The 12,542-nt window shown below is 71.4% G+C and carries 9 protein-coding genes; 2 read left to right on the top strand and 7 right to left on the bottom strand.

The genetic code is table 11. The features are described from left to right. Positions 1-54: 54 nt before the first annotated feature. Entirely contained in the window at positions 55-1,272 is a 1,218-nt protein-coding gene (locus ACIQVD_RS26880) for a thiolase family protein (protein ID WP_400692330.1), read from the top strand. Between the two features lie 2 nt (positions 1,273-1,274). Beyond that, a complete protein-coding gene (locus ACIQVD_RS26875; protein WP_400692333.1) occupies positions 1,275-3,401 on the top strand; it encodes a 3-hydroxyacyl-CoA dehydrogenase NAD-binding domain-containing protein in 2,127 nt (708 codons plus the stop codon). A gap of 135 nt (positions 3,402-3,536) precedes the next feature. On the opposite strand, the gene ACIQVD_RS26870 is transcribed toward ACIQVD_RS26875, so the two are convergent. From ACIQVD_RS26870 to ACIQVD_RS26840, 7 genes are all read right to left on the bottom strand, one after another. Then, positions 3,537-4,004 (bottom strand): hypothetical protein, encoded by a 468-nt coding sequence (locus ACIQVD_RS26870; RefSeq protein WP_402291963.1) that lies wholly within the window; start codon positions 4,002-4,004, stop codon positions 3,537-3,539. Positions 4,005-4,008: 4 nt separating this feature from the next. Then, positions 4,009-5,526 carry a glycosyltransferase family 39 protein gene (locus ACIQVD_RS26865; RefSeq protein WP_400692339.1) on the bottom strand — a complete coding sequence of 506 codons (1,518 nt, stop codon included), beginning with the start codon at positions 5,524-5,526 and terminating at the stop codon, positions 4,009-4,011. A 187-nt stretch (positions 5,527-5,713) separates the two neighbouring features. Next, the gene (dxs, locus tag ACIQVD_RS26860; protein WP_402291962.1) at positions 5,714-7,615 is read right to left on the bottom strand and encodes a 1-deoxy-D-xylulose-5-phosphate synthase; all 1,902 of its coding nucleotides are present in this window, start codon (positions 7,613-7,615) and stop codon (positions 5,714-5,716) included. A 204-nt stretch (positions 7,616-7,819) separates the two neighbouring features. Next, positions 7,820-9,079 carry a sugar ABC transporter permease gene (locus tag ACIQVD_RS26855; RefSeq protein WP_402291961.1) on the bottom strand — a complete coding sequence of 420 codons (1,260 nt, stop codon included), beginning with the start codon at positions 9,077-9,079 and terminating at the stop codon, positions 7,820-7,822. Beyond that, positions 9,076-9,864 carry an ATP-binding cassette domain-containing protein gene (locus tag ACIQVD_RS26850; RefSeq protein ID WP_199528041.1) on the bottom strand — a complete coding sequence of 263 codons (789 nt, stop codon included), beginning with the start codon at positions 9,862-9,864 and terminating at the stop codon, positions 9,076-9,078. The genes ACIQVD_RS26855 and ACIQVD_RS26850 overlap by 4 nt, the downstream gene beginning before the upstream one ends. A 153-nt stretch (positions 9,865-10,017) precedes the next feature. Then, positions 10,018-11,112, bottom strand: a complete 1,095-nt coding sequence (locus ACIQVD_RS26845; protein WP_100840295.1) for a substrate-binding domain-containing protein — start codon at positions 11,110-11,112, stop codon at positions 10,018-10,020. Positions 11,113-11,304: 192 nt separating this feature from the next. Then, positions 11,305-12,474: an ROK family protein gene (locus ACIQVD_RS26840; protein WP_400692349.1), complete on the bottom strand. Its 1,170-nt coding sequence runs from the start codon at positions 12,472-12,474 to the stop codon at positions 11,305-11,307. Between the last annotated feature and the right edge of the window lie 68 nt (positions 12,475-12,542).

The following is a 12,542-nucleotide window of genomic DNA, read 5'->3' as shown; positions in this document are numbered from 1 at the left end:
CAGCGCCGATCCTGGGCGCGCTCATCGTCATGTCCCCCTGGGAGGAGAGCCCCCGTGCCTCGTACCGCGAGGGACGTCGTCTTCGTCGACGGCGTCCGCACCCCGTTCGGCAAGGCCGGCCCGAAGGGCATCTACCACGAGACCCGCGCCGACGACCTGGTCGTCAAGTGCATCCGTGAACTGGTGCGCCGCAACCCGAGCCTGCCCGTCGAGCGGATCGACGAGGTCGCCGTCGCCGCGACCACCCAGATCGGTGACCAGGGCCTGACCATCGGCCGCACCGCCGCGCTCCTCTCCGGCCTGCCGAAGTCCGTGCCGGGCTACGCGATCGACCGGATGTGCGCCGGCGCGATGACGGCCGTCACCACCACCGCGGGCGGCATCGCCTTCGGCGCCTACGACGTCGTGGTGGCCGGCGGCGTCGAGCACATGGGGCGGCACCCGATGGGCGAGGGCGTGGACCCGAACCCGCGGTTCGTCTCGGAGAAGCTGGTCGACGAGTCCGCCCTGTTCATGGGCATGACGGCGGAGAACCTGCACGACCGCTTCCCGCACCTCACCAAGGAGCGCTGCGACGCGTACGCGGTGCGCTCGCAGGAGAAGGCCGCGAAGGCGTACGCCAACGGCGACATCCAGCCGGACCTGGTGCCGATCGCGGTCCGCAACACCAACCCCGAGATCGGCGAGACCGGCTGGGGCCTGGCGACGACCGACGAGCCGATGCGCCCGGGCACCACGATGGAGTCGCTGGCCGGCCTGAAGACCCCGTTCCGCCCGCACGGCAACATCACCGCGGGCAACGCGGCCGGCCTGAACGACGGCGCCACCGCCTCGCTGCTGGCCGCCGAGGACGTGGCCCGCGAGCTGGGCCTGCCGGTCAAGATGCGCCTGGTGAGCTACGCCTTCGCGGGCGTCGAGCCCGAGGTGATGGGCATCGGCCCCGTCCCGGCGACCGAGAAGGCGCTGGCCAAGGCCGGCCTGACCATCGAGGACATCGGCGCGTTCGAGGTCAACGAGGCGTTCGCCGTGCAGGTGCTGGCCTTCCTGGACCACTACGGCATCGCGGACGACGACGAGCGGGTCAACCCGTACGGCGGCGCGATCGCGTTCGGCCACCCGTTGGCCTCCTCGGGCGTGCGCCTGATGACCCAGCTGGCCCGCCGCTTCGAGCAGCGTCCGGACGTCCGCTACGGCCTCACCACCATGTGCATCGGCTTCGGCATGGGCGGCACCGTCATCTGGGAGAACCCCCACTTCGAGGGTGGTAAGTGACCATGAGCACCACTGAACTGCTGCAGCGCGCCGCCGAACTGTTCCCCGGCGAGGTCGTCACCACCGCGCACGTGCGCCACCTGGACCTGCCGCTGCAGGCCGGCAAGCTGGCCCTGATCACCCTGGACAACGGCTTCGACCACACCAAGCCGACCACCTTCGGCCCGGGCTCGCTGGCCAAGCTCTCCGCGGCGCTGGACCAGGTCGAGGCGGAGGCCGCCGCGGGCGAGGTGGTCGCGGTCGCGATCACCGGCAAGCCGTTCATCTTCGCGGTCGGCGCCGACCTCAAGGGCGTCGAGATCCTCACCGAGCACTCCGACGCGCTGGCCATCGGCAAGGGCGGCCACGACGTCTTCAAGCGGATCGCCGCGCTGCCCGTCCCGTCCTTCGCGTACTACAACGGCGCGGCGATGGGCGGCGGCGTCGAGGTCGGCCTGCACTGCGGCTACCGCACCGTCAGCGCGGGCGTCCCGGCGTTCTCGCTGCCCGAGGTCTTCCTCGGCCTGGTGCCCGGCTGGGGCGGCTGCACCCTGCTGCCGAACCTGATCGGCCCCGCCAAGGCGGTCAAGGTCATCGTCGAGAACTCGATGGCGCAGAACAAGCAGCTCAAGGGCAAGGAGGTGTTCGAGCTCGGCATCGCGGACGCGATCTTCGAGCCGGCCGACTTCCTGGAGCAGTCGCTGCTGTGGACCGCCAAGGTGCTCAAGGGCGACGTGGTCGTCGAGCGCGAGGAGTTCGACCGCGGCAAGGCGTGGGACGACGCCGTGCTGTGGGGCCGCTGGGTCGCCGACGCCAAGGTGCACGGGGCCGCCCCGGCCGCGTACAAGGCGCTGGACATCATCCAGCAGGTCAAGGACGGCGACCTGCAGGCCGGCTTCGACGCGGAGGACGCCGCGCTCGCCGACCTGATCATGAGCGGCGAGCTGCGGGCCGGGCTGTACGCCTTCAACCTGGTGCAGCGCCGGGCCAAGCGGCCGTTCGGCGCGCCGGACAAGTCGCTGGCCCGCCCGGTCACCAAGGTCGGCGTGGTCGGCGCCGGCCTGATGGCCTCCCAGCTGGCGCTGCTGTTCGCGCGCCGGCTGGAGGTGCCGGTGGTGCTCACCGACATCGACCAGGCGCGGATCGACAAGGGCGTGGGCTACGTCCACGCCGAGGTCGACAAGCTGCTGGAGAAGGGCCGGATCGGCAAGGACAAGGCCAACAAGCTCAAGGGCCTGGTCTCCGGCCACCTCGACAAGGCCGTCGCGTTCGGCGACGCGGACTTCGTGATCGAGGCCGTGTTCGAGGAGATGGGCGTCAAGCAGAAGGTGTTCGCGGAGCTGGAGGCGGTGGTCTCGCCGACCACCGTGCTGGCCACCAACACCTCCTCGCTCTCGGTCACCGAGATGGCCTCCAAGCTCCAGCACCCGGAGCGCGTGGTCGGCTTCCACTTCTTCAACCCGGTCGCGATCCTCCCGCTGCTGGAGATCGTCCGGGCCGAGCGGACCGACGACGCCTCGCTGGCCACCGCGTTCGGGGTCGCCAGGAAGCTGAAGAAGACCGCGGTGCTCACCAAGGACGCCCCGGCGTTCGTGGTCAACCGCATCCTGACCCGCTTCATGGGCGAGATCCAGAACATCATCGACGAGGGCACCCCGTTCGAGACCGTCGAGGCCGCGGTGAAGCCGCTCGGCCTGCCGATGTCCCCGATCGCCCTGCTCGAACTGGTCGGCCCCGCGATCGCCCTGCACGTCTCCGAGACCCTGCACGGCGCGTTCCCGGACCGGTTCTCCGTCTCCGCGAACCTCGGCAAGGTGGTCGAGGCCGGCAAGCGCGGCTTCTACGTCTGGCAGGACGGCGCGCAGGTCCTCGACCCCGAGGTGCTGGCGCTGCTCTCCTTCGGCGACACCGTCCTCACCGAGGAGCAGGTGCGCGCCCGCGCGCTGGAGGCCGTCGCCCAGGAGATCGGCCTGATGCTGGACGAGGGCGTGGTCGGCGAGGCCCAGGACATCGACCTCTGCATGATCACCGGCGCCGGCTGGCCGTTCCACCTCGGCGGCATCACCCCGTACCTCGACCGCGAGGGCGTCTCCGAGCGCGTCAACGGCAAGAAGTTCCTGGCCCCCGGCCTGGCTTCGGTCCCCGCCTGACGCAGCCTCGACACCACGCCGCCGGGCGGCACCCCCTTCCACCGAACGGGGGTGCCGCCCGGCGGCGTTGCTATGCTGCGCTCTTTCACGCGACGAGGGGGTGCGGGCGTGCTCGTGCTGGTGCACGGCGGGCTGTCAGTCGTCCCCGGTGAGCCAGGACTCGGTGCGGCGGTGGCGGCCGAGGCCGACCGCGTCGAACTCGTCCCGGTGGCCCTCGCCGCTCACGCCGAGGTGCCGCAGGGCCCGGGAGATCGCGGACGGGCCGACGGGGGTCCGGTCGGTGAGCGGACCGAGGGTCAGGGCGCCGCCGGTCCAGGCCAGGGCGTACTGGTCGCCGGTACCGCCCCAGATGTCGGCCTCGACGTAGGCCACCGGCCCGTCCGCGGACCAGGCGGCCAGGGTGTGCTGGAAGCCCCGGGGAAGCCGCTGGAACGGGCGCAGGCGCTCGGCGACCGGGTCGGTCAGCGCGTCGTGCAGCGCGTCCGTCATCGGGATCAGCGCCAGGCCCTGGCGGAGCGGGACGACGTGGGCGTCGGGCAGGTCGGCGGCGGCGGCGCGCAGCAGGGGTTCGGCGGCGACGACCGCTTCGAGGTAGTAACCCACCGGCCTACCTCTTCTTGAGGCGGTAGATCACCGTGTCGCCGGTGACGCCGACGACCTCGTAGTAGGTGTCGAGCAGGCTGGCGATCCGGGGGACCTTGTCGGGCTGGTAGGGGGCGGTGCCGGAGTCGTCGACGAAGACCTCGGGGAGGCCGTTGGCGGAGATCTCGTGGTCGAAGGTCTGCCAGGCGTCGGAGACGGAGTACTCCTCGCCGACCTTCTCGCCGCCCTTGCCGCCGCTGAAGTTGGTGAGGAAGCCGGCGGTGAGGTAGCGGCTGGCGGGGCGGCGGTCGGCGAGCCAGTAGAGCTCGGGGTGCATGCCCCAGACCAGGACGGTGTCCTTGGGGGTGGTCTGGGCGGCGACGGCGGTGGCGACCTCGGTGGTCTGGGTGAGGCGCTGGCCGGGCCAGAAGACGGCGAGGCCCCAGAAGACGGTGCTGGCCAGGGTGCAGTAGGCGACCACGGGGCGCCAGGGGACGGCGGAGGTGGCGACCGCGCCGACGCCGAGCAGGACCAGCGGGGGCATCAGCTGGAGGTAGTAGTGGCCGAAGAAGTGGAAGCCGACCGAGACCGCGACGACGGAGGAGAGCAGCCAGACCCAGAGGTCGGCGGTGGAGCCGCGCTCGGGGCCGCGGGCGGGGACCGGGCGGCGTCGGCGGCGCAGCCACAGGCGGTGGGCGTAGGGCAGCAGGAAGGCGAGTCCGGCGCTCAGCAGGATCGCGGAGTTGCCCAGGGCGCGGCCGATCATCTGGGGCCAGTTGGAGCCGAGCACGGCGTAGTCGCCGGAGCCGGTGACGACCCAGAACAGGAAACCCTTGGGCTTGGTGAGGATGGCGGCGACCAGCGCTATCGGCAGGGCGAAGCCGAAGCCGATCTTGGCGAGGGCCGGCGGCCAGGGGACGCCGCGGCGGCGGGTGTCCTGGAGCAGCATCCAGAGCACGGGGAGCATGACGGCGCCGCCGGTCTGCTTGGTGAGCGAGCAGAGCGCGACGGCGATGCCGGCGGCCAGCCAGCGGCGGCGCTCCGCGTAGCGGAAGGCGAGCACCATGGCGGGCAGCATGAAGACTTCGAAGGTGGCGGCCTGGGTGTCCTCCGGGGAGAGCCCGATGGAGACCAGCAGGTAGAGGACGCCGGCGTAGCGGCCGGCCCGGTCGCCCCAGCGGCCGCGGGCGGTGGAGGCGAGCAGGACGGCGGTGGCGAGGTGGGCGCCGATCGCCAGCAGGCGCAGCGGCCAGAGCGAGACGGAGCCGAAGAGCGCGAAGCAGGCTTCGTACAGCCAGGGCAGCAGCGGGGGCTTGCGGTCGACGACGGTGTCGTAGAGGACGCCGCCGTCGGCGAGCATCCGGGCCTGGGTGGCGAGGTAGCCCTCGTCGGGGCTCCACACGGGGCGGAGGAAGGAGGGCAGGTGGGTGACGGTGGCCAGGACCGCGAGCAGCGGGACCAGTCTGGTCCAGTACCCGGCCCGGACGTGCCCGTGGAGGCGGTCGGCGAGGGCGCGGGGGCGGCTCGTGGCGGTGTGGGGCACGGGTGACAACCTACCGGGCGCGAACGGGCGGAGGAGTGCCAGTCCAGGAATGAGTGTGACGGTCCGACAATAGCCGCACCGCCGGGGGCCGGCGCTGCGGCTCCCGGGCGGTGCGTCCACGGAGGTTGCGGGCGGCCCCGGCGGGGCGGCCGGCCCCGGGCGGGGCGGTCAGCTCCGGGCGGGGCGGTCAGCTCCGGGCGAAGGAGCGGGCGTCGACCAGGGCCGCGATCTTCTCGGCGATCGCCGGGGCGGTCAGCCCGATCTCCGCCATGATCTCGGCGCGCGAGGCGTGGTCGAGGAACTGCTGCGGGATGCCGAAGTCGCGCAGCGGGACGTCCACGTCGGCGTCGCGCAGCGCCTGGGCGATCGCCGAGCCGACGCCGCCGGCCCGGCCGTTGTCCTCGACGGTGACCACCAGGCGGTGCTGGGCGGCCAGGCCGGGCAGCGCGGCGTCCACCGGCTTGACCCAGCGCGGGTCGACCACGGTGCTGGTGACGCCGCGGGCGGCGAGCAGCTCGGCGGCCTCCAGGCAGACCGGGGCCATCGCGCCGACCGAGACGATCAGCACGTCGGCCGCCTCGTCCGCGGAGCCGCCCTCGTGGCGCCGGAGCACGTCCATGCCGCCGACCCGGTCGACGGCGGGCACCGACGGGCCGACGCTGCCCTTGGAGTAGCGGACCACGGTGGGGGCGTCGGTGACCTCGACGGCCTCGCGCAGCTGGAGCCGGACCTGCTCGGCGTCGCGCGGGGCGGCCAGCCGCAGGCCGGGGACGACCTGGAGGATCGACATGTCCCACATGCCGTTGTGCGAGGCGCCGTCGGTGCCGGTGACGCCGGCCCGGTCGAGCACGAAGGTGACGCCCAGCCGGTGCAGCGCGACGTCCATCAGGACCTGGTCGAAGGCCCGGTTCAGGAAGGTCGCGTAGACCGCGACGACCGGGTGCAGGCCGTTGGTGGCCAGGCCGGCGGCGCAGACCGCGGCGTGCTGCTCGGCGATGCCGACGTCGAAGATCCGGTCGGGGTACGCCTTGGCGAACGGGGCCAGGCCGACGGGGTGCAGCATCGCGGCGGTGATCGCCACGATGTCGCGGCGCTCGCGGCCGAGCGCGACCATCTCCTCGCCGAACACGGACGTCCAGTCCTTGCCGGCGGTCTTCACCGGCAGGCCGGTGTCGGGGTGGATCACGCCGACCGCGTGGAAGCGGTCCTCGTCGTTGTTCTCGGCGGCGTGGTAGCCGCGGCCCTTCTCGGTGATGCAGTGCACGATGACCGGGCCGCCGAAGCCGCGCGCCTTGGTGAAGGCGGACTCCAGGGCCTGCAGGTCGTGGCCGTCGATCGGGCCGATGTACTTGAGGCCGAGGTCCTCGAACATGCCCTGCGGGGCGATGAAGTCCTTGAGGCCCTTCTTGGCGCCGTGCAGTGTCTCGAACATCGCCTGGCCGACCACGGGGGTGCGCTGCAGCGCGTCCTTGCCCCAGGACAGGAAGCGCTCGTAGCCCTGGGTGGTGCGCAGCGTGGAGAGGTGGTTGGCGAGGCCGCCGATGGTCGGCGAGTAGGACCGCTCGTTGTCGTTGACGACGATGACGACCGGCAGGTCCCGGCTGTCGGCGATGTTGTTGAGCGCCTCCCAGGCCATGCCGCCGGTGAGCGCGCCGTCGCCGATCACGGCGACCACGGGGCGGTCCTTGTGGCCCTGGATCTTGTTGGCCTTGGCCAGGCCGTCGGCGTAGCCGAGGACGGTGGAGGCGTGCGAGTTCTCGATCACGTCGTGCTCGGACTCGGCCCGCGAGGGGTAGCCGGACAGGCCGCCCTTCATCTTGAGCCGGGAGAAGTCCTGGCGGCCGGTCAGCAGCTTGTGGACGTAGCTCTGGTGGCCGGTGTCGAAGAGGATGCGGTCGCGCGGGGAGTCGAAGACCCGGTGCATCGCGAGCGTCAGCTCGACCACGCCGAGGTTGGGGCCGAGGTGGCCGCCGGTCTTGGAGACCTCCTCCACCAGGAAGGCGCGGATCTCCTCGGCGAGCGCCGTCAGCTGCGCGGGCGTGAGTCGATCGAGATCGCGCGGTCCCCGAATGCGGGTCAGCAGGGCCACCCGTTCCTCCTCGTCCAAGTTCTCGCGCCCGCATGGGCCCGGAGGGCGTACGCCCCGCTCGAGTCTAATGTCCATTACCGGGGCGTAGTGCGGCGGGCGACCCGACCAGCTCTTCGGGTGGCCCCGGGCCGAACGCGCCGGACCGCGCGACCGGCCCCTGGTATGGGGGCGCCGGTCGCGCGGTCCGGGTGGTGGGGCCGGGGGTCAGCCGCGGCCGTGGGACTTCTGGGTGCGGCGGGAGACCGAGTCCAGGACCACCGCGGCGAGCAGCACCGCGCCGGTGATCATGTACTGGATGGCCTGCTGGGCGTGGATCATGTCCAGACCGGTGGTGATGGACTGGATGACCAGGATGCCGAGCAGCGCCGACCAGGTCTTGCCGCGGCCGCCGAAGAGGCTGGTGCCGCCGATGACGGCGGCGGCGATGGCGCTCATCAGCACGTTGCCGCTGCCCAGCGCCTTGTCCGCGGAGCCCTGCTGGGAGGCGATGAACAGGCCGCCGAGGCCGGCCAGGCCGGCCGAGATCATGAAGACCGAGATCCGGACCCAGGCGACGTTGATGCCCGCGCGGCGGGCCGCCTCGATGCCGCCGCCGACCGCGAAGATCTGGCGGCCGTAGGCGGTGCGGCGCAGCACGAAGTCGCCGAGCGCGACGATGCCGACGAAGATCACCAGCGGCAGCGGCAGGCCGCGGTCCTGGTTGAGCATGTAGGCGGCGACCAGCACCACGACGCCGATCACGCCGGTGCGCAGCGCGATCTCGCTGATCGGGCGGGCCGGCAGGTTGGCGGCGCTGCGGCGGCGGGAGTCGAGCAGCTGGCCGGCGGCGAACAGCACGATGGTGACGATCGCGAACAGCCAGGCCCAGATGACGTCGCCGTCGCCCAGGAAGTAGGTGTCCAGGTTGGCGACCACGCCGTCGATCGGGTTGTTGACGGTGCCGAGGTTGCCCAGCACGAGCATCTGCAGGCCGTTCCAGGCCAGCATGCCGGCCAGGGTGACCACGAACGCGGGGACGCCGATCTTGGCGAAGAAGTAGCCGTGCAGGGCGCCGATGGCGATCGCGGCGACGATCGCCAGCACGATGGCGAGCCACTCGTTGAGGCCCTGGCGCACCGAGAGCACCGAGGTGATGGCGGCGGTGGCGCCGGCCACCGAGCCGAGCGAGAGGTCGATCTCGCCGAGCAGCAGCACGAACACCACGCCGACCGCGATCAGGCCGGGGCCCGCGATCCACTTGGTGATGTTGGTGAGGTTGTCGGCGTTGAGGAAGGTGCCGGTCTTGATCTGGAAGATCGCGGCGATCACGATCAGGCCGATGACCACCGGCAGCGAGCCGAGCTCGCCGCTGCGGATCTTGCGGACGAACTCGTCGAAGTAGCCGGCCAGTCCCTCCTTGCGGACCAGCAGGCGCGGGTCCACCGCGGGGGAGACGGGGGGCGTGGTGGGGGTCTCGGTGCTCACTTGGATTCCTCCGCGATTCGGGCCTGACGACGTGTCACCGCGTTGTCGGTGGCGCCGGTGATGGCGGAGATGATCTCCTCGTGCGAGGTGGTGGCCACCTCGAAGCTGCCGTTGTTGCGGCCCAGGCGGAGCACCGCGACGGTGTCCGCGACGGCCTTCACGTCGGCCATGTTGTGGCTGATCAGGATCACGCCGAGGCCGCGCTGGCGGAGCCGCTCGACCAGGTCCAGGACCTGGGCGGTCTGCTCGACGCCGAGGGCCGCGGTGGGCTCGTCCAGGATGACGATCTTGGGGTCGCCGACCAGGGCGCGGGCGATCGCGACCACCTGGCGCTGACCGCCGGAGAGCGAGGCGATCGGGATGCGGACGCTGGGGATGCGGATCGACAGGGTGTCGAGGAGCTCGCGCGCGCGCTTCTCCATCGCGACCTCGTCCAGGGTGCCGAAGCGCTTGATCTCGCGGCCGAGGAAGAGGTTGCCGACCACGTCGAGGTTGTCGCAGAGCGCGAGGTCCTGGTAGACGGTGGCGACGCCGAGCTGCTGGGCGTCCTGCGGGCGGTTGATGGCGACCGCCTTGCCCTCCCACTCGATGACGCCCTCGTCGATCGGGTGGACGCCCGCGATGGTCTTGACCAGGGTGGACTTACCGGCACCGTTGTCGCCGACCAGGGCGACGACCTCGCCCGCGTGGACCTCCAGATGCACGTCGGTGAGTGCCTGGACGGCACCGAAGCGCTTGGAGACCCCGCGCAACGCCAGTACGGGTGCGCCTGTCACGTGAACCAACTCCTTGAGTCCCGTGCCGGACCTGACGTTTCCGGCACGGCCGTCCCGCGTGCCGGGCCGGGCAGGCGGGGTAGTGCTGTGCTGTGGTGCTGAGGGGTGGAGCGACGCGGGCGGGGGCTCCCGGATGGTCAGGGAGCCCCCGCCCGGCGGGTGTTACTGCAGGCCGGCCGCGGTGCAGGCGGCGGCGAAGTCGGCGGTGCAGATGTCGGCGACCTTGTACAGGCCGTCGGCGATCACGGTGTCCTTGATGTTCGCCTTGGTGACGACCTTCGGGTCGAGCAGCTGGGCCGGGATGCCCTTGTCGGTGTCGCTGTCGATGGTCGAGGTGGCGACGGACTTGATGTCCTTGCCCTGCAGCAGGTTGACGGCCAGCTGGGCGGCCGAGTCGGCCAGCGGCTTGTACGCCTTGTAGATGGTGTAGGACTGGGTGCCCGCGACGATCCGCTGGATCGCGTCGAGGCCCGCGTCCTGGCCGCCGACCGGGACGTTGATGCCCTGGGACTGCAGCTGGGTGATGATCGCGGCGGCCATGCCGTCGTTGGCGGAGTAGACGGCCTGGAAGCCGTCCTTGCCGAGCTGGGTGATGGCGGCGCCGACCTTCTGGCCCGCGACGGTGGGCTTCCACTCACCGCTCTGCTCGTAGACGACCTTCTTGACCTTGCTGTCGAGCACCTTGTGGGCGCCGGACTTGAACTTGCCGGCGTTCGGGTCGGCGTCGTCACCGTTGATCATCACGATGTTGGCGTCGGCGGCCTTGTCGCCCAGCGCGTCGACCAGGGCCTGGCCCTGGAGCTCGCCGACCTTCTCGTTGTCGAAGGAGACGTAGGCGGAGACCGGGCCGGTGGCCAGGCGGTCGTACGCGATGACCTTGACGCCCTTGCCGGCCGCCTCGGTGACCCACGCCTGGGTGGACTTGGCGTCGAACGCGTCCAGGATGATGACCTTGACGCCCTGGGCGATCAGGGTGTCGAACTGCTGCTTCTGCTTGGCCGCGGAGCCCTCGGCGTTGTTGTACTCGACCTTGCAGTCGGCGCAGAGTTCCTTGACCTTGGCCTCGATGAACGGCTTGTCGAAGGACTCGTACCGGGTGGAGGACGCGTTCTCCGGGAGCAGCAGGCCGATCGACTTGTTGTTGCCCGAGGCAGCGCTGTCCTTCTTGTCGTCACCGGCCTTGCCGCAGGCGGCCATGGTCAGCGCCATCGAGACGGCGACGGTTCCGACGGCGAAGCGACGCATCATTGCGTTCATGGTGGGGGGAGCCTCCCTGACAGAGCCGCGAACGTTGCGGCGAGGTGGGCAGGAGTCAACCCCGTGACGCATCTTGTCGTCAATAAGTAAAACCGGAGGCCCCCGAATCCAAACCCTTTCGTTATCTTCCTGAAGGCTCACCCGATACCGAGCGAGCCCCCGGACCCCCCTCCGGCGGAGTGCCGGGCCCGGTCAGAGCACCCCGCTCTCGCCCATCTCGCTCATCACCAGGGCGAGCGCGCCGAGCACCTCGGCCCGGCCGCCGAGCGTCCCCGGGACCACCGACAACTGCCGGGCGGCACTGGGGATCGCGTACCGTGCCACCGAGTCCCGGATCGGGGAAAGCACCAGTTCACCGGCCTCGGCGAGATCGCCGCCGAGGATCACCCGGCGCGGATTGAGCAGGTTGCACAGGGTCGCCACGCCCATCCCGATCTGCCGGCCGGCGTCGGCGATCACCCGGCGGCAGCCCAGGTCGCCCTGCTGGGCCAGCTGCACCACCTTGCCCAGGGTCAGCTCGCCGGGGTGGTTGGCGTTCAAGAGGTTGAGCAGGTAGCGGGAGCCCACGAAGGTCTCCAGGCAGCCCCGGTTGCCGCAGCGGCACACCGGCCCCGCCTCGTCCAGCGTGATGTGCCCGATCTCGCCCGCGGTGCCCCCCGGACCCCGGTAGATCTGGCTGTTGATCACCAGGCCGGAGCCCACGCCGCTGGCCACCTTGATGTACGCCAGGTCGCCCAGGCCCCGCCCGGCGCCCCACACCAGCTCGCCCAGCGCGCCCAGGTTGGCGTCGTTGTCCACGTGCACCGGCATGCCCAGCCGCCCGGACAGCTCCTGGCCCGGCATCACGCCCGTCCAGCCCGGCAGGATCGCGGTCGAGCCGAGCGCCCCGGTCTCCACGTCGATCGGGCCCGGCACGCCCAGGCCCACCCCGATCACCTTGTCGGCCGGGAAGCCGGCCTGGCCCAGCAGCCGCTCCACCATCCGCTCGGCGCGGTCGAAGCCCTGCTGCGCGGAGACGTCCACGTCCAGCGGCTCGCTCTCCTCGGCGAGCACCCGGTGCGCCAGGTTGCCGACCGCCACCCGCAGGTGGGTGTGCCCGAAGTCCACGCCCACCACGATCCCCGCGTCCCCGCTCAGCGAAACGCTGCGCGCCCGCCGCCCGCCCGAGGAGGTGTCGGCCACCACCACGGTGCCGGACTCCTTCAGCTCGCGGACGATGTTGGACACCGTCGCGGCCGACAGCCCCGTGCCCCGGGCGATCTCCGCCTGGGTCAGCGATCCGGCCATCCGCACAGCCCGCAGCACCCGTTCGAGATTGGCCCGGTGCAGCGAGGACTGCGATCCCGGTGTGTCCGTCGACATGTTCCACCCTCCAGGGCGCACTTGCTGTTCCTGAGAAGTTCAGCTTCAACTTCTGAACTCTATGCTCC

It is taken from the genome of Kitasatospora sp. NPDC090308, from assembly GCF_044769485.1.
GTDB lineage: Bacteria > Actinomycetota > Actinomycetes > Streptomycetales > Streptomycetaceae > Kitasatospora > Kitasatospora fiedleri.
This window is presented reverse-complemented; position numbering and strand designations above follow the sequence as displayed.